The organism is Eikenella sp. HMSC061C02, assembly GCF_001809035.1.
Taxonomy (GTDB): domain Bacteria; phylum Pseudomonadota; class Gammaproteobacteria; order Burkholderiales; family Neisseriaceae; genus Eikenella; species Eikenella corrodens.
On sequence record NZ_KV795510.1, the window covers coordinates 86,879 to 104,432 of the forward strand.

General features: G+C 56.5%; 15 protein-coding genes. 4 read left to right on the forward strand and 11 right to left on the reverse strand.

All coding sequences use genetic code 11. The features are described from left to right. Nucleotides 1–36: 36 nt before the first annotated feature. Entirely contained in the window at nt 37–543 is a 507-nt protein-coding gene (locus HMPREF2541_RS01080) for a disulfide bond formation protein B (protein ID WP_049258464.1), read from the forward strand. Nucleotides 544–768: 225 nt separating this feature from the next. Here HMPREF2541_RS01080 and msbA read toward each other — a convergent pair whose 3' ends face one another. The 3 genes from msbA to adk all read right to left on the reverse strand — a co-directional run bounded on the left by msbA (nt 769) and on the right by adk (nt 4,006). After that, nucleotides 769–2,583, reverse strand: coding sequence for a lipid A export permease/ATP-binding protein MsbA (gene msbA, locus HMPREF2541_RS01085; protein ID WP_049258463.1), 1,815 nt, complete (start codon nt 2,581–2,583; stop codon nt 769–771). 174 nt (nt 2,584–2,757) lie between these two features. Further along, nucleotides 2,758–3,276 (reverse strand): CNP1-like family protein, encoded by a 519-nt coding sequence (locus HMPREF2541_RS01090; protein ID WP_049258461.1) that lies wholly within the window; start codon nt 3,274–3,276, stop codon nt 2,758–2,760. Between the two features lie 82 nt (nt 3,277–3,358). Continuing rightward, nucleotides 3,359–4,006 (reverse strand): adenylate kinase, encoded by a 648-nt coding sequence (adk, locus tag HMPREF2541_RS01095; RefSeq protein WP_070541330.1) that lies wholly within the window; start codon nt 4,004–4,006, stop codon nt 3,359–3,361. A gap of 216 nt (nt 4,007–4,222) precedes the next feature. Here adk and HMPREF2541_RS01100 point away from each other — a divergent pair, with 216 nt between their 5' ends. The 3 genes from HMPREF2541_RS01100 to rpsU all read left to right on the forward strand — a co-directional run bounded on the left by HMPREF2541_RS01100 (nt 4,223) and on the right by rpsU (nt 6,703). Further along, a complete protein-coding gene (locus HMPREF2541_RS01100) occupies nt 4,223–5,368 on the forward strand; it encodes a M14 family metallopeptidase (protein WP_064084872.1) in 1,146 nt (381 codons plus the stop codon). Continuing rightward, the gene (gene pgeF / locus HMPREF2541_RS01105; protein WP_081251833.1) at nt 5,365–6,156 is read left to right on the forward strand and encodes a peptidoglycan editing factor PgeF; all 792 of its coding nucleotides are present in this window, start codon (nt 5,365–5,367) and stop codon (nt 6,154–6,156) included. The genes HMPREF2541_RS01100 and pgeF overlap by 4 nt, the downstream gene beginning before the upstream one ends. 334 nt (nt 6,157–6,490) lie before the next feature. Further along, nucleotides 6,491–6,703 carry a 30S ribosomal protein S21 gene (gene rpsU / locus HMPREF2541_RS01110; protein WP_023886457.1) on the forward strand — a complete coding sequence of 71 codons (213 nt, stop codon included), beginning with the start codon at nt 6,491–6,493 and terminating at the stop codon, nt 6,701–6,703. 385 nt (nt 6,704–7,088) lie between these two features. Here the strand turns inward: rpsU and HMPREF2541_RS01115 are convergent, their stop codons facing one another. The 8 genes from HMPREF2541_RS01115 to clpS form a co-directional block, all read right to left on the reverse strand. Further along, complete coding sequence (locus HMPREF2541_RS01115) at nt 7,089–8,432, reverse strand: DUF58 domain-containing protein (RefSeq protein WP_070541332.1); 1,344 nt, start codon at nt 8,430–8,432, stop codon at nt 7,089–7,091. A gap of 9 nt (nt 8,433–8,441) precedes the next feature. After that, on the reverse strand, nt 8,442–9,446 hold the full coding sequence (locus tag HMPREF2541_RS01120; protein WP_049258458.1) for an AAA family ATPase: 1,005 nt from the start codon (nt 9,444–9,446) through the stop codon (nt 8,442–8,444). Nucleotides 9,447–9,594: 148 nt separating this feature from the next. Next, nucleotides 9,595–10,959, reverse strand: a complete 1,365-nt coding sequence (locus HMPREF2541_RS01125) for a DUF4350 domain-containing protein (RefSeq protein ID WP_049258457.1) — start codon at nt 10,957–10,959, stop codon at nt 9,595–9,597. Continuing rightward, a complete protein-coding gene (locus HMPREF2541_RS01130) occupies nt 10,956–12,506 on the reverse strand; it encodes a DUF4129 domain-containing protein (RefSeq protein ID WP_070541334.1) in 1,551 nt (516 codons plus the stop codon). Before HMPREF2541_RS01130 ends, HMPREF2541_RS01125 begins: the two co-directional genes overlap by 4 nt. After that, nucleotides 12,503–13,483, reverse strand: a complete 981-nt coding sequence (locus HMPREF2541_RS01135; protein WP_070541336.1) for a stage II sporulation protein M — start codon at nt 13,481–13,483, stop codon at nt 12,503–12,505. The genes HMPREF2541_RS01130 and HMPREF2541_RS01135 overlap by 4 nt, the downstream gene beginning before the upstream one ends. Then, nucleotides 13,480–14,253, reverse strand: a complete 774-nt coding sequence (locus HMPREF2541_RS01140) for an RDD family protein (protein WP_070541338.1) — start codon at nt 14,251–14,253, stop codon at nt 13,480–13,482. Before HMPREF2541_RS01140 ends, HMPREF2541_RS01135 begins: the two co-directional genes overlap by 4 nt. 469 nt (nt 14,254–14,722) lie before the next feature. Then, complete coding sequence (clpA, locus tag HMPREF2541_RS01145) at nt 14,723–17,020, reverse strand: ATP-dependent Clp protease ATP-binding subunit ClpA (protein WP_049258453.1); 2,298 nt, start codon at nt 17,018–17,020, stop codon at nt 14,723–14,725. A 3-nt stretch (nt 17,021–17,023) separates the two neighbouring features. Continuing rightward, nucleotides 17,024–17,329 carry an ATP-dependent Clp protease adapter ClpS gene (clpS, locus tag HMPREF2541_RS01150; RefSeq protein ID WP_003822551.1) on the reverse strand — a complete coding sequence of 102 codons (306 nt, stop codon included), beginning with the start codon at nt 17,327–17,329 and terminating at the stop codon, nt 17,024–17,026. Between the last annotated feature and the right edge of the window lie 225 nt (nt 17,330–17,554).

Below are 17,554 nucleotides of genomic sequence, written 5' to 3' on the forward strand. Positions count from 1 at the left end.
TATTCCTTAATTTTGCAAGCCGGATGAAAGCAGATCATGATTGGTTCTTATCGAAAAATCCTGTTGGGCATCTTTGCCGTGGCGGCGGTGTGTACGGCGATGTCGTTGTATATGCAGTATGGGCGGGGCATGGATCCGTGCGTGATGTGCATTATCCAGCGGGTGTCGATTATTTTCGTGGGGCTGCTTTCGCTGCTCTCTATGCTGTTGCCGCTGAAGCGCCGTTGGGCGCGGACGATAGCGGCAATGCTGGTAAGCATTCCGGCGCTATGGGGCGGCTGGACGGCCATCAGCCAGCTGCATCTGCAAAGCCTGCCCCTGGAACAGCAACCTTCCTGCGGGGCGCCATGGACTTTCCGCTTGCAGGGTGCGCCGCTGTTTGATTGGTATGAGCCGATTATCCGCGGCTACGGCCAATGCGGCACAGTGGAATATTTCTTGAGTGTGCCGTTTGCCTGGTGGTCACTGCTGGCTTGTGCGTTTATCTTGCTCGGCCTGTGGGGCGGCTGGTGGGTGATGCGCCATCATGAAATAGCGGAATAGAAGTTTTCAGGTAGCCTGTTGCAATATGCAGGCTACCTGAAATTTTGGGATTGATTAAATGGAAGGCTGGCTGAACATTTCAGGCAACCTTAATGCGTGCTAATCCGGCTTATTGGCCGGCATACCAGCATTGCAATCCAATCCATGCAACACTTGCCTGCAAACATACTAAAAGGCTACCTGAAGATTTCAGGTAGCCTTTCCTTTTACTCCTATACAACAGCGTTAAAGCACGCCCGATAGGCTTTCGGCGGCTTCTGCCTGTTGCGCCTGTTGCTCTTGCTGTTCGTGGAACTGCATACGGTAGAGGTCGGCGTAGCGGCCGCCTTTGGCAAGCAGCTCGGCATGTTTGCCCTGCTCGACAATCCGGCCTTCGTGCATCACCACAATCTTATCGGCCTGCTCGATGGTAGAGAGGCGGTGTGCCACCACCAAAGTGGTACGCTGCTGCATGAGTTTATCGAGTGCGGATTGCACCAAGCGTTCGGATTTGGTGTCGAGCGCGCTGGTGGCTTCGTCCAAAATCAGGATGGGCACGTTTTTCAACAGGGCGCGGGCGATGGCGATACGCTGGCGCTGACCGCCGGAAAGTTTGAGACCGTTTTGGCCGATTTCGGTTTGCAAACCCTGCGGCATGGCAGAGATGAATTCCCAGGCGTTGGCGGCTTTGGCTGCTGCTTCAATATCGGCAGGGTCGGCATCGAAACGGCCGTAGGCGATGTTTTCGGCCACCGTGCCGTTAAACAGCACCACGTCCTGGCTCACCAGCGCCATTTGTTTGCGCAGGGAGGCCATGCTGTACTCACGGATGTCGCGCCCGCCGATACGCACTTCGCCCGCGGTGGGGTCGAAGAAGCGCGGCAATAGGTTGGCCAACGTGGTTTTACCACAGCCGGACGCACCCACCAAGGCCACCACGCTGCCGTTGGGAATGTGCAAATTGATGTTGTCGAGGCTGTTGCGAGCGGCGCCTTCATAGTAGTGGCTCACGTTCACCAACTCGATATCACCGGTGTGCTCGCTGAGGGTTTCGGTGCCGTTATCGGGTTCAACTGGCTCGTCCAAAAAGCTGAATACACTCTCGGCAGCAGCCAGGCCGCGTTGCAGCGAAGAAGAAATGCCGGTCATGCGCTTAATGGGATCGAACATCATCAGCATGGCAGAAAGGAAGGACATAAAATCGCCGGCGCTAAACGAGTCGGAAGCCGCGCGGGCGGCAGCCAAATAAAGGATAGCGGCCAGCGCAGTGGCAATCATCAGCTGGGTTACCGCCGTACTGAAGGAGTTGGCGGCGGTTTGCTTCACGCCATTGCGACGCACGTTGATGGCAGTTTCATCGAAACGGTTTTTCTCGTACTCCTGCCCACCATACACTTTAATCACGCGCTCGCCAGTAATGCTCTCATCTAACACCTGCGTCATCTGCCCGACATATTGCTGGCTTTCACGAGAAAGCTGACGCAGTCGTTTGCTCACCTGGCGCACGCACCAGGCCAACACGGGAATTAAAATCAGCGTGATAATCGTGAGCTGCCAATCCAGATACAGCAGGAAGCCCAATAACCCCACCACGGTGATGCCGTCTTTGGCGGTTACGGTTACCACATTGAAACCGGCCTCGGTAATCTGGCTGGCATCGTTCATGATGCGCGACATAATCCGCCCGCTGCCGTGTTGGCTGAAATAGCCGGCCGGCAGCTTGAGCATTTTGGCAAACATTTCGCGGCGGATTTGCTGCACTAGGTGGCCGGAGAGGTAACTGGTGCTGTATTCGTTGATGAAGTTGAAGATACCGCGCAAGATAAACAGGCCGATAATCGCCAGCGGCACCCACCGCATAGCGGAGAGATTTTTCTCTACAAAGCCTTCATTAATCAGCGGTTTAAGCAACCAGGCGAAAATCGGCCCGGTGGCGGCCACCACCACCATGCCGAGCACGGCCAGGGCGAAAATACGCAGATAGTTTTTCAGGTAGCCAAACAGTCGGCGATATAAGACCAAGCTGCTGGCTGTAGTGTGCGGGGTAGAAGACGAAGACATAGCGGCCTCTGCCGTTGAAAACAGCGATTGTAAGGCAAATCGGGGTTGGGCAACAATGCAGCAAGGCCGCTTTAGCAGGGTTTAACCTAAATTTGTGGCTGGCTGGGAAAAGGCTACCTGAAACCCAAACCGGTTTTCAGGTAGCCTTTTATCTTAAGTTAAACGTTCACACCCTCAGTGTAGCCCGCCCATACTACGGATGCGCTGATCGAGCTCTTGCGCAGTGAGCGCACGGCCATCGTTGCAGAAAATCGCCATCAGGCGGCTGCGCACCGGGTCGTTGGCGTTCACATAGCTGTCGAACTTGCGCCATACATTATTGCGCGGAGCAATCCAGCGCCGGTTGGTGTTGTCGCCAAAGGCAAAGGATCTGAGGTGGCGGTCGCCGCAGCGCATGCCCTCATAGCTCATATTCGGCTGCCCGCCCTGCGGCTGCACGGCCAGCACATAGCGCATGCTGCGGTCGGCGGCCTGCTGCACAGGCAGCTGCAGCCAAACTTTGTTGCGGTAGGTGGGGTTGATATACAGCTCAAACCACTCGCCGCGCTGCAGATCGGGATAATCTGGCAGCACCACGGCAGCCTCTTCCCACGGCTTTTCCTCTTCCGGCATGTAGGAGCGGTTTTCGCGCAATTCGGCCGAAGCGGCGGCGGAAAGCGCCAATACGCAGGCTGCAAACCATAGTTTTTTCATTGCTTTTCCTTTTTCAGGTAGCCTTTTAGTTTCAGGTAGCCTGCTACTTGGCTGGAGGCTACCTGAAAACTTCTGCGCCGGCTTATTTGCCTAAAGCAGACAATACAGCAGCTTTCACGGCTTCCACCGGCTGTGTACCGTCGATTTTGATATAGCGGGGCGCGTTGTCGCCGGTGAGCTGGCTGTAGAAGCCGACGAGCACGGCAGTTTGTTTGTGGTACACATCCAGGCGGTTTTTCACGGTTTCCTCGCGGTCGTCGTCGCGCTGAATCAGGTCTTCGCCGGTAACGTCGTCTTTGCCTTCCACTTTGGGCGGGTTGTAGCGGATGTGGTAAGTGCGGCCGGAAGGCAGGTGCACGCGGCGGCCGGCCATGCGCTCGAGAATCACCTCATCAGGCACATCGATTTCCACCACCGCATCCAAAACTACGCCTGCCTCCTGCATGGCTTCGGCCTGCGCCAGCGTGCGCGGGAAGCCGTCGAACAGGAAACCGTTTTTGCAGTCATCCTGCGCAATGCGCTCTTTCACCATGCCGATGATGATGTCGTCGCGTACCAAGCCGCCTGCGTCCATAATCTTTTTGGCTTCCAACCCCAGCGGCGTGCCGGCTTTAATGGCAGCGCGCAGCATGTCGCCGGTGGAAATCTGCGGAATACCGAAAGCGGCGGTGATGAACTGCGCCTGCGTGCCTTTGCCCGCACCGGGTGCGCCCAATAACAAAATCTTCATTATCTCTTCCTTTAAAATCAATATAAAAGCACGGTAGCGGCACGATGCAAACAAGCTGCCCGAAGCAATGCCACCACCCAATCCGCTGCACAGTTTAGAGCCCCTGCCGCAAAAAATCCAGTTTCCGCCGCCCTTTCCCCTCACCACCGTCCCTAGAAAGGCTACCTGAAAAGCATTACAATCCCCGCTTCCCCTCCTCAAGCAGCGAGACCTGCCATGCCCAAAATCAGCAGCAACTTCGATGCCGGCGCCATCAGCGTAATCGACAGTACCGACAGCCAAAATATCCGCCTGGCCCTGCGCGGCGACAATGCCGCCTCCTTCAGCCAGTGGTTTTATTTCCGCCTGCAGGGAGCGGCCTACCAACCTTGTCGTATCCGCATCGAAAACGCCGGCCAATCCAGCTACCCCGAAGGCTGGGAAGATTATCAGGCCACCGCCTCCTACGACCGCAGCAACTGGTTCCGCGTGCCCACTCATTATGAAGACGGCGTGCTCACCATCGAACACACCCCGCTGGCCGGCAGCGTGTATTACGCCTATTTCGAGCCCTATTCCCACGAGCAGCACCTCAACCTCCTCGGCGACGCCCAAGGCAGCGGCCTATGCCAAATAGACGATCTCGGCAGCACCGCGCAAGGCCGCGACATCAACCTGCTCACCATCGGCCACCAAGCTGCCAGCGACCTCAAAATCTGGATCATCGCCCGCCAGCATCCCGGCGAAAGCATGGCCGAATGGTTTGCCGAAGGCCTGCTCTCTCGACTGCTCGACCACCAAGACCCCACCGCCCGCGCCCTGCTCGACTGCGCCACCTTCTATATCGTACCCAATATGAACCCAGACGGCGCCGCCCTGGGCAACCAGCGCACCAATGCCGCCGGCGCCGACCTCAACCGCGAATGGCAAAACCCCAGCCCCGAGCGCAGCCCCGAAGTGTATGCCGTGCGCCAAAAAATGCACGAAACCGGTGTAGATTTATTCCTCGACATCCACGGCGAAGAAGCCTTGCCCTACGTATTCGCTGCCGGCTGCGAAGGCAACCCTTCCTATGATGCCCGCCTCGCCGCGCTCGAAGCCGCCTTCAAAACCGCCCTGCGCCAGGCCAGCCCCGACTTCCAAGACGAACACGGCTACCCCAAAACCGCCCCCGGCCAAGCCAACCTCGCTATTGCCAAATCCTACGTGGGCGAAACCTTCGGCTGCCTCTCCTACACCCTCGAAATGCCCTTCAAAGACAACATCAACCTGCCCGACGACGACTTCGGCTGGAACGGCCAACGCTCCCTGCGCCTGGGCGAAGCCATCCTCAGCGCCATCCTCGCCGTCTGCCCGCAACTGCGCCCGGATGAAACCGCATGAACGGCCAATTCCCCGCCAACAGCTTTGCCGCCAGCTTAGGGCTACCTGAAATTTCAGGTAGCCTCCTGCACGCCGATTGGCCCGCGCCAAGCAATGTCCACACTTTGATTACCACCCGCCAAGGCGGCGTTAGCCAAGGCCGTTTCGCCAGCCTGAACGTCGGCGACCACGTGGGCGACGACCCTGCCGCCGTGGCCGAAAACCGCCGCCGCGTGCAGGCGCACGTTCCCCTGCCGCTGGCCTATCTGCGCCAAGTGCACGGCAATCGCGTGGTGCACGCTGCCGATTGCCTTGACGCTCCGCCGGAAGCCGATGCCGCTTTCGACCGCAGCCGCCGCGCCGCCTGCGCCGTCATGACCGCCGACTGCCTGCCCGTACTCCTCTGCGACCGTGCCGGCAGCGTAGTGGCCGCCGCCCACGCTGGCTGGCGCGGCCTCGCCGGTGGCGTGCTGGAAAACACCATCGCCGCTATGCAAGCAGACCCTGCCGACCTCCTCGCCTGGCTCGGCCCTGCCATTGGCCCCGACGCTTTTGAAGTGGGCGGAGACGTTTTGGCTGCCTTCACCCAGGCCGACCCCGCCGCCGAAGCCGCCTTCGAGCCCATCGGCAGCGGCAAATACCTGGCAAACATTTATCTGCTCGCCACCCAAACCCTGCGCCGTGCCGGCGTTAGCCAAATCTACGGCGGCCAGCATTGCACCGTGCTCGAGCGCGACCGCTTTTTCTCCTACCGCCGCGACGGCCAAACCGGCCGCATGGTCAGCGCCGTGTGGCTTAGCCCGGAGTAAGCAGGCAAAGGCTACCTGAAAGCCCATGCTGCCGATTTAAACCAAGCATGGGCTTTATCGCGAAACACTTATTCCCTCATACGCCGCTACCGCCTTGCCCTGCTTGACAAATCCGACCGTAGCCGCGATAATTCTCACCTTTATATGCAGCCCTTTCTGCTGCCTAATATTTTGGCGCACCGCTCAATCATCGGTGCAGCCGCCCCGATTAGGAGGTGATTTTTCCACCACGGCTCTTATCCAGCCCGCACCAGCCAGTGCAAAAGTGATAAATCAAACCATTTTCTCGGGCACCATTGCCCGGCAACAAATAAAATATTTTAAGGATGATAAAATGCCTTCTATTCGCGTAAAAGAAAACGAACCGTTTGAAGTAGCCATGCGCCGTTTCAAGCGCTCTATCGAAAAAACCGGTCTGCTCACCGAGCTGCGTGCCCGTGAAGCCTACGAAAAACCGACTACTGAGCGCAAACGCAAAAAAGCCGCTGCAGTAAAACGTTTGCAGAAACGCCTGCGCAGCCAACAGCTGCCGCCGAAACTGTACTAATCTTTCGAGAAACAAACACAGCCCGTTACCACAACCGGCTGTGTTTTTCTTTGGCCATAAATCGAAAAGGCTACCTGAAAGTTTATGTGCTCATGGCTTGGGGGTTTGGATGCACCACTGACTGAAACAATTTCGTTTCATACGGCATTGGCTCGCCTCACAGCCCTCCCACACTGCCTAGAATCAGCCTCCTGTAAGAAAATGATTGTTTCAGCTATAAGTTTGAGTGTTTGAAGTTAAAGACAGGGCTACCTAAAATTTTCAGGTAGCCTCTTTAGCATTTGAGGCTACCTGAAAATTTACAGCAGATACAAATATTGGTTTACGGTTTACCGCCCATTGCCAGCCCTCAGCAAGAACAGGAAATACTTTCAGGTAGCCTGCCCTACCACGCTTGACGACGTTTGAGCTGGAGGTAGCGGTTGATGAGCTCGGTGCTCAGTTGGTTGGGCAAAACATTGATGGCGTTGATGCGGGCGGCATCAAAGTGTCGGATGGCTTCGGCCACGTGGCTTTCGTATTGCAAAGCGCCGAGGTAGGCTTGGGCGTCTGCTTCGTTGCGCACGGGCTGTTGGCGCACTTCTTCGGGGGCGAGCGGGCGCAGGCCGCCGAATAAAACCATGTGGTGCTTGCGCAGGCGCTGGATGTGTTGCAGCAGATGGCGGCTGTCTTCGTGGTTCAAATGGGAGAGCACTACCACGAGGGCGCGGCGTTTCTGTTTTTGCAGCAATAAGTTCACGGCGCTTTCAAAATCGGCAGCCTGCTGCGAGGGCTCGATATCGAATACGCCCTGCACCAGGCGACCGAGCTGCTCCATGCCCTTGTGCGGCGGCACGAAGCGGGCCACGGGATGGGCGAAGGTGAGCAGGCCGGCGGCGTCGCCGTGCTTGAGCGCAGTGTAGGAAAGCAGCAGCATGGCCTGCAGGGCATGGTCGAAATGGCTTTTGCCTTCCATCTGCAGGCGCATATTGCGGCCGCAGTCGAGCAAGAAGATGAGCTGTTGGTCTTGCTCGTCTTGATAGGTGCGCACAATGGGGCGGCTCATGCGGGAGGTGGCTTTCCAGTCGATATTGCGGATGTCGTCGCCGTCTTGGTAGTCGCGCAGTTGGTGGAAATCCTGGCCAAGGCCTAGGCGCGGCAGTTTTTTCACGCCCACGAGGTTAAGCCAGCGCTGCAGGCCGATTAAATCGGCACCGAGGATGCGGCTGAAATCAGGCAGCACGTCCACTTTACCGGGCAGCTCCTGCCGATGCCGCCGCTGCCACAGACCGAGTGGGCTGGCGAGCCAGTATTCAATGCCAGTAAATTCGGCACGGCCACGCCGGCGCGGGGTGAGCCGGTAGCGGATGGTGGAAAGGCTGCCGGGCCGCGTGTCGATAATTAGGTGTGGGGTGTCGGTGTCCCAGTCGGGCGGAAACAGATCGGCCACCAGGATGGTTTGCGGCTGCCGCCAGCGGCCTTTGGCCGGCGGGGTGAGCGTGAGTTCTACTTCGTGCGGCCGACCTTGGATAAACTGGTGCGGCAGGCTGCGCTCCCAGCGCGGCTCAAGCTGGCGGCGCTGCCAGAAGGCATCAATCAGCGCGGCCAGGGCGAGCAGAAGGGCGAGGCCGCCGGCGATGTATTGGACGATGCGGCCGTTATCTGCGTTCAGGTAGCCTATCAGCCAGCCGGCGATGCACACGGCAACGAGGGCGGCAAACAGCAGCACCAGCAGTCTGGATGGTCTCATGAATATGCCTTACAAGCGTGGGGCGGGCACGGAGGCGGCCAGTTCGTTCAACACCTGCTCCACTTGGATGCCTTCCATTTCCATTTGGGTGGAGAGGCGCACGCGGTGGCGCATGGCGGGCAGCCAAATGGCTTTGATGTCGTCGGGGGTAACGAAATCGCGGCCGGCCAACAGAGCATAAGCGCGGGCACAGCTGATGAGGGCGATACCGGCACGCGGCCCTGCGCCAACAGATAAGGCAGGCCAGTCGCGGGTAGCCGCCACTAGGCGCACGGTGTAGTCGATAATCTGCGGATCAACGCCCACTTGCGCCACCAGTTTTTTCAGCTGCTCAATTTGCTGCGGCTGGAACACGTGTGAAGGCTGGCTGCTGCTGAGCAGGTCGTTATTGCTGCTGTTGATAACGGCATTCAGCATGCGTGCTTCGTCGGCAGGAGCCGGGTAGCCGATCATTACTTTGAACATGAAACGGTCGAGCTGGGCTTCGGGCAGCGGATAGGTACCTTCCTGCTCGATCGGGTTTTGCGTGGCCAATACCATGAAGGGGCTGGGCAGATGATGGGTGTGGCCGTCGAGCGTGACGCTGCGCTCCTGCATCACTTCGAGTAGGGCGGATTGGGTTTTGGCCGGGGCGCGGTTGATTTCGTCGGCGAGCAACAAGTGAGTGAATACCGGGCCTTGGCGCAGCTCGAAACGGCTGTTTTGCGCATCGTAGCGGTAATGGCCGGTAACGTCGGATGGCATCAAATCAGGGGTAAATTGGATGCGGCGGAATTCGCCGGCAAAGGTTTGCGCCAGCGAGCGCACGAGCAGGGTTTTACCGGTGCCCGGCACGCCTTCGAGCAGCACATGGCCGCCGGCCAGGAATACGGTAAGCACTTCGTCCACCACCTGCTGTTGGCCGATGAGCACTTCGTTCAGCCGCGCGCGCAGCATTTGAATGGCACGCACGCCCTGCTGAATGGCGGGGTTGGTGCTGGCTTGGTGGGGCTGGGAAAAATTGATGTCCGTCATCGAATCATCCTTTTGCATTATGTGTTTCGTTGGTTAATCGGAGGTTTCGGTTTCAGGTAGCCTGTAATTCGGTTGAGGCTACCTGAAAAATAGGTTGGGTCGGGCTACCTGAAACATGCCATTTATATTTTCAGGTAGCCTCTGCCGTTCAATACCACGAGCGGTTTATCTTACGCACGATGCGCTGGTGGGCGGCAAGCATTTGCAGCCACTGCACCAAATTGACCTTTTCCGGCAAGGGTGTAATCCAAGGCTCGACCACGGAGGGCGGCAGCTTGGTTTGGGCACACAAAAACTCCAGCTGTTTGCGGCTGCTCATCTGCTTCCAGGCCGGGTGGCGCTGTTGTAGGCCTTCGAGCAGTCGGCGCTGCATATCGCTGAGGATGGCACGGCGGCTCAGGTGGCGGGTAAGGAACTGGCCTTGTGCGAGCAGGTGCTGGTTCAGGTAGCGTTCAGGCGCAGGCGGCAATTGTTGCACCACGCCCACGCGCACCACAATACGCCATAGCAGTATGGCGGCAGCGGCCAAGGCTATGGCCAGCAGCACAGGCTGGCTTTTGAGCATTTTCCATATCATCGGCTCGGAGCTGCTGTAATCAGACGGATAAACTTTGTCGGCCAATAAGATGCTGTCTTTTTCCTGTGCCAGATAAACGGCGAGATAGGGGTGATCGTAGAGGGCAAGATGATTGCGATTAAAATCAGGGCGGCTTGGATTGCCCAGCCAGTCTTCGTTCCAGGTGAGCAATACGCTGCCGTCACCATAGCGCACGCGGATGGTTTGCACGGCGCCGTAGCCAGTTTTGCCTTGGAACAGCACCAGTTTGCTATCTTGCACCACCCAGCCGCTATTAGAGCTGTATCCGGAGCCGGTGAAGGTTTGGATCGCGGCACCCTCGGGCAATTGGATGCTACTCAAGCCAGCATTGCAGTGCGGATCAATCTGCAAAGCAACTTCATCGCCAATTTGGCGGGCGGCTTCGCGGCGCTGCTCGGCAGCTTTCACGCAGGCAGGCAGATTGGGCAGGGTTTTGCTGTCGGTTTCTTCCAGCTCCACGGTGCCGATTTGCAGGTGGCGCAGCATGGTTTGGCGGAAGTTTAGTGTGTCTTTATCTTCACTATTATCCGGCTTGCCGTCTGCTTTTAACGGATTGTCATCAGCATAACTGGGGAGCGCCATCACCAGATGATTGCCGCGCCCTACCCATTCCAGCAGGCGTTCGGCATCTTCCTTATCCCGCATGCGGTTGTCGGCCACGATCAACAGTCGATTACTGTCGTATGAGTTGAGCTCGTTTAAACCAAACAGACTGTGCTCGTGCTGGATATTTTTCACACCATATCGAGTGAGCAGGGTTTTCAGAGCGTAGAGCGAGCCTTCGCGCATTTCCTGCTGCGGATCGAGCGACTGCCAGGTTTTGCTTTCCTGCTTGGACAGGCCGGCAACGGCGATCAAGCCACCGATAAGCAATATGGCAATCAAGCCGATTAGGATAGAACGGCGGTTTTTCATGCCCTACCCTCCCCGGCGGCACGCAGGCTACCTGAAAATTCCTGATCCCCGCCGGCAAACACTTGGCGATATTGGCGGCACAGGCTGTGTACCGCTTCGCGCTCGGGCAGGCGGTGGGCATAAGCCAGCTCTACCCAGTTGTCGGTAAGCGGCTGCCAGTAGTCCAAAAGCTGCGGCTGTCGCTGGCGTACGCGTTTGAGCACTTGGCCTTCGGTGTCGCTGCTGCGCAGCGGCAGACCGTATCGGCGACTGATTTGCGAGAGGCTGGCGCGGTAGAGCAGGCTCATGGCGGCGCGCGGGTCGCGTTCGTATTCGGCCAGCACGGCGGAAGCCACGTCGTTGGGCAGGCTTTCGGGCGTAATTTTCATGCCGAACAAGGTTTCCGGCACTTCTTCGCCCTGGCTCAAGCCGAAGCCGCCGTTGGCTTGATACCAACGGTATAAAATCCATAACACCAAGGCCAGCAGCAGGCCGATTAAGGCATACATCATGGCGTTAAACCAAACTGGCGATGGGGGTTTCACATCAGGCAGCTCCGGCAGCTGGCGTGATGAAGCATCGTCGTCTTTATCGCATTTGAACCAGCAGTATTCGGTTTTTGTTTTAATGCTTTGAAACGGCGCCTTACGCAGAGTGTTATCACGGATTTGCTCTACCTTTTCACGCTGGGGCAGCGGTTCGGCATGCAGGCTACCTGAAAAACTGAAGCCGATAAACACAGCTAAAGCCAATGCCCACAACGCGCTGCTACTGCCCAACAGGCGGTCTTGGATTTTGCGGGCAGCCAGTCGGATGTCCCAGCCTTCGGCCTTGGTGCGGGCATTCAGATAAAGCGTGAAACCGCAGGCCACATAAATCGGCCCCCAGAAACACAGCAGCAGCACATAAATGCCATTGAGCAAATGCTGGAAAATCAAACCTTCTCCGGAAGACACCAAAGCCTCAATCTGCTGCAAAGCATCGGTGGAACGCGCCCCTCCGAACGGGCCAGCCACAATATTTTGCGCCGGATCGCCCGTCCACAGCCAAAACAGCATCGCAAGCAGGCCAAAAGCCAAGATACTTTCCAGATGGATGCCGAAAAACGCCAGCCAGCTGGCCGCACCGCCGCTTTGGCGCGACAATTCGTTGCAGCGGCGCTGATGCGCCTTGCCGCTCAAGCCTTCCAAGAGCGTAACCGGCAGCACCAGGCTGCGGCGCAGGCTGAACCGCCGCCAGGTTAAATCACCAATCAAGCGCGGTCGCCACATCTGCCTAAATGCCGCGCGCACGCATTGCCGGTATGTTGGCAGCGGCTCGAATACCTGCTGCGACATCAGCCACAGCACCGGCGCTTCAAACAACGGCTTAAGCCACCACACCAAAAAACCGCCCCATTCAGGCTGCTGCCAGCACAAAGCCAGTACCAACGCATATACCGGCAGCGACAGGGTTGCCCACACCGCCATATACAGCGCCAGCCGCTCCTGAAACAGGCGCGCACCCAAATCCAAAGCCTCCCAGCCGCTGCGCGGGCGGAAATTCAGGCGGGTTTCCCAAATATTCATGCCGCCCTCCTGCCCGCATACAGCAGATAGGCATACACCAGAAGCCACATCGCTATGGAAACAATATTTTTCAAAATCATCGGAATACTGGTAATCGGCGACCAAAAGCCTTCAATAAACGCGGCAATAAACAGCATCAGGAAACCGCCGTTCATCAGCCCAACTGCCTGTTTACCCTGAATGCGCAAGGCATCGCGCCGCGACAAACCCTGTGGGTTGAGCAGCGCCAAACCCAACCGCAGGCCGCCTGCCGCCGCCATCACGATGCCGGTAAGCTCAAATGCGCCGTGCGCGCCCACAAACGAGAAAAAGGCCGGCCCGGCCGGATCGCGGGTCATATAGCCCATTGCCCCGCCGATCACCCAACCATTCATCACCGTGAGATACACCGTGCCCAAACCAAACAGAATGCCGCTGGCAAAACTTTGAAACGCGATACCTATATTGTTGAAAATATAATAGCCGGCCATCAAAAAATTTTGCCACGCCTCGCGGTTGGTGCCCTCACTATACTGATCCAGCATCTCTTTATAGCTATCCGCCAATTGCGGACCATGCTGTAAGCCTTCGATTTTGTCCACGCTGTCGGGATAAAACGCCGTGAGCAGAAAAGCCACGATAAACGGCAGGTAAAACAGCGCATGCGCCAGCCACACCAGTTTTTTCTCGCGCCGCACCAGCTGCGGGAAGCCCTGCATCACGAAATCACGGAAGCGCACCCACAGCGATACCTGCTGCCCCACATACAAAAGCTGGTGCGCGCGTTCGCACAGATATTGCAAATAATCGGTAAGGCCGCCGGAATAGCAGCGATCGGTGGCCACCGCCAAATGGTGGCACACTGTGCGGTAGTCCTGCATAAACAAAGCGGTTTTCTGCGCACTCAGGCTGCCGCGCCGTTTTTCCAGCTGCTGCAAATCCTGCTCAAACGTGCGCCAGAACGCCTGATGCTGTTCTTCAAAAAACAGTTGCCTCACGCCGCCTCCTTCCGCTGTTCACCCGCGTAATATTTGGCCAAACCCAATATCAACCGCTCGGCACTGCGTTCGTCTTCCTGTTGGCCGAAAATCGCCCCCACCATCATTTGCGCCAATTCGCCAGTGCGCGCCGCGCTCAAATAGCGGCGGCGTTCAACAAAGCTCAAAATTGCCTGTTGTTCCTCGCGTGTGAGCGCCACGGGCGGGGTAATCGCTTCAATATTGCCTAAATCCATACGCTCGGCCTGTCCACGCGTTTTATCCACATACACCACCACCGTAGAAGCCATGATATCGCCCAAGCGGCGACCGTAAGGATTGCACAGGCCGCAGATCATGCCGATACCATAGAAAAACGGCAGGCTGTCAAACACACGCAGCAGGTTGCGCAACAACGAAGCAGACCAGGAGATATGCGTGCCGTTATCGTTGATCACACGCAAACCGAAGATTTTCTTACCCGGCGTCTGCCCGTTCCAGCACACTTCAAACACCACGAAATACAACCACAATGTGAAGAAAATATTAACAAATAGCAGAAAGAAGAACAGGCCTTGAGCGATATTGCCGTCATCACCGCCATTCGTACCAGAGAAGATAAATGCAAACAGCATAGTGGAGAGCATCAGCCAAATGCCGCGGAGAATAAAATCAACAAACCAAGCGCGCGAACGGGCAAACACCGAAGCCGGACGCAGATAAATATCAATAGCTTCCGGCGTTTCAACTTTGAGCAGGGTATCCAGCCGCGAGAGAATGGGTTCAGACATAATGAGAGGCTTGCCAAACGAAATGAAGGGTGGCCAAGAAAATGACGAACTTTGCCCGAAAGACGGGGGTTTGGCAAGCCCCCAAAGGGGTGGGAAAACTGCTTACAGACAATTTTTATGTGGGATGGCTGTGTGGGATTAGGATAGAAGAAAAGGCTACCTGAAACACAATAGCGCAATTTCTGCGAACCACTCTTCAGGTAGCCTTTAAATATCAACCAGCACCAACTTCTCTACATACCAGCAGGCTACCTGAAAACGAACGCAGTGAGTTTCGCTAAAGCGAAACTTCAATGAAGCTAAAACACAAAGCAACAACTTTCACGAACTAATCTTCAGGTAGCCTAAGCGCAATGCAGGCTACCTGAAAATATCAGCTTCAATGCAGTCGCATCCTCGCTATCATAAAAGAAGCTGCGTTTCTGCAAAGCTACAACACGTTTACACTGCAAACCATATCCGACCTGCATCAGCCGTTGGCATCCGCCACTTTGCCACGCTTGGCTTTGGCAGCAGAGAAAGCAAGGGTAACTTTGTCGGATTTGGTATCGTAGCCGATGGTTACTTCACCGCCTTTGCTTAGGCGGCCGAACAGGAGCTCGTCGGCGAGCAGGCGGCGGATTTTGTCTTGAATCAGCCGTTGCATGGGGCGGGCACCCATTTGCGGATCAAAGCCCTGCTCGGCCAAGTAGCTGCGTAGGCCGGTGGTGAAATGGGCTTCCACGTTTTTCGCCAACAGCTGCTGCTCCAGGGCGAGCAGGAATTTGTCGGTTACCTTGGTGATGATTTCGGTATCCAACGGGGCAAAGGAAATCACGGCATCCAGGCGGTTACGGAATTCGGGGGTAAAGGCTTTTTTCAGCGCATCGCCCTCATCGCCGCTCATGCGCTGGCGGGTGAAGCCGAGCACGGGGCGGCTGAGGCTTTCGGCACCAGCGTTGGTGGTCATGATTACGATGGCGTTGCGGAAATCGGTTTTGCGGCCGTTGTTGTCGGTAAGTGTGCCATAGTCCATGATCTGCAGCAGGATATTGTGCACATCGGGGTGGGCTTTTTCGATTTCATCCAGCAGCAACACGCAGAAGGGCTGTTTGTTTACCGCTTCGGTGAGCAGTCCGCTCTGCTCAAAGCCAACGTAGCCGGGCGGCGCACCGATGAGACGAGCCACGGCGTGGCGTTCCATGTATTCCGACATATCGAAACGTTGCAACGGCACGCCCAGAATATAGGCAAGCTGGCGGGCGACTTCGGTTTTGCCCACGCCGGTGGGTCCGGAAAACAGGAAGCTACCAATAGGCTTTTCTGCCGACCCCAGACCGGAACGGGACATCTTAATGGCGGCAGCCAATGCTTCGATAGCAGCATCTTGGCCGAACACCATGTTTTTCAGGTTGCGCTCCAAATGGCGCAACACTTCTTTGTCGTCTTTGGATACGGTTTGCTCGGGAATGCGGGCAATTTTGGCCACCACTTCTTCAATCTGTGCGGCCTCAATCACTTTGTGCCGTTTATCACCAGGCAGGATGCGCTGGGCGGCGGCAGCTTCGTCAATCAAATCGATGGCCTTATCGGGTAGGAAGCGGTCGTTCAGGTAGCGTACCGAAAGCTCGGCGGCAGCACTCAGGGCGTGTTGAGAGAAGCGGATTTGATGGAAATCTTCAAGCGCAGGTTGCAGGCCTTTAAGGATTTCCACGGTTTCGGCTACGCTGGGCTCGGGCACGTCGATTTTCTGGAAGCGTCGGCTTAAGGCGTGGTCCTTAGCGAAAATGGCGCGGTATTCGTCATAGGTGGTGGCGCCGATACAGCGCAGATGGCCTTTAGAGAGGGCGGGTTTGAGCAGGTTGGAGGCATCCATGGTGCTGCCGGTGGTGCTGCCTGCGCCGATGATGGTGTGGATTTCGTCGATAAACAGGATGGAATGCTCGATTTTGGCCAGCTCTTTGAGCACGGCTTTGATGCGGGCTTCAAAGTCGCCGCGGTATTTGGTGCCAGCCAGGAGCGAGCCCATATCCAATGCAAACACAGTGGCGCCGGCCAGTGCTTCGGGCACATCGCCGTGCTCCAAACGATAAGCCAAGCCTTCGGCCAGCGCGGTTTTGCCCACACCGGCCTCACCCACCAAAAGCGGGTTGTTTTTGCGGCGGCGGCACAGGGTTTGCATGAGGCGTTCCAACTCCATGGTGCGGCCAACCAGCGGATCGATACGCCCTTCGCGTGCTTCAATATTAAGGTTAACGGTATATTTGGCTAGGGCATGACGGATAGGTTTGCCCTCTTCGCCACCTTCCTGTTCAACTTCATCGCCTTTATCTGTTTCCGCTATGCGATCCGGCACGATGCCGTGCGCGATATAGTTGAGAATCTCGCTGCGGCCAATCGACTGCAAGCCCAGGAAATACACAGCATGGCTGTTTTTTTCCGACATAATCGCCACCAGTACGTCCACCGGCTGCACCTGCCGTTTGCCTGCCGACTGCACATGCACAATCGCACGCTGAATCACGCGCTGGAAGCCGAGCGTGGGCTGGGTTTCGCTGCCAGTTGGAGAATCCTCGGGCAGCACCGGTGTATTTTCTTCAATACTGATGGCCAGCTGTTCGGCCAAAACCGGAATGTTTGCACCGCAGCTTTTTAACACCGCCCGCACCTCGTCGCTCTCCTGCACCAGCGAGAGTAATAAGTGTTCGATGCCGATAAATTCATAACGCTGCATACGCGCATCGGCATAAATCACCTGCAAAATGCTTTCCAGCTCTTTCGACAACATGGCTCACACCTCCTCAACCATACTCAGCAGCGGATGACCGGCCTGCCGGGCAAGGTTTTGCACTTGCTGATGCTTGGTATCAGCAATATCTTTTTGGTAAATACCGCACAAGCCTTTACCTTCATGATGCACTTGCAACATCACCGCCTCTGCCCGATTTTCAGTTAGCCTGAAAATATCAGTAAGTAAACCAACTACAAAATCCATCGGTGTGTAATCATCATTCAGCAAAAATACACCGTATCTCTTGGGCGGCGGCGCGTTTTCCCGGACGACTTCTGGCCGGAGCGCCTGTTCGGTATCAGACATAACTTTAATTCTTCACAACATATTGCCACTGGCCAAAGACATTCCTCCTTAGCCAGCAGCAAAATAAACTCTTACTACAATTAGGAAACCAACAGGTTTAACTGAATCAGTTTTGAATTGTAAATCACCCTGATTTGTTGGTTGCCGTTTTTTACACAAACTAGCCGCAGGATGATGCCAGCAAATTATATGGGGCTGACGTAGATTAGCAGTCATGCTAGTCTA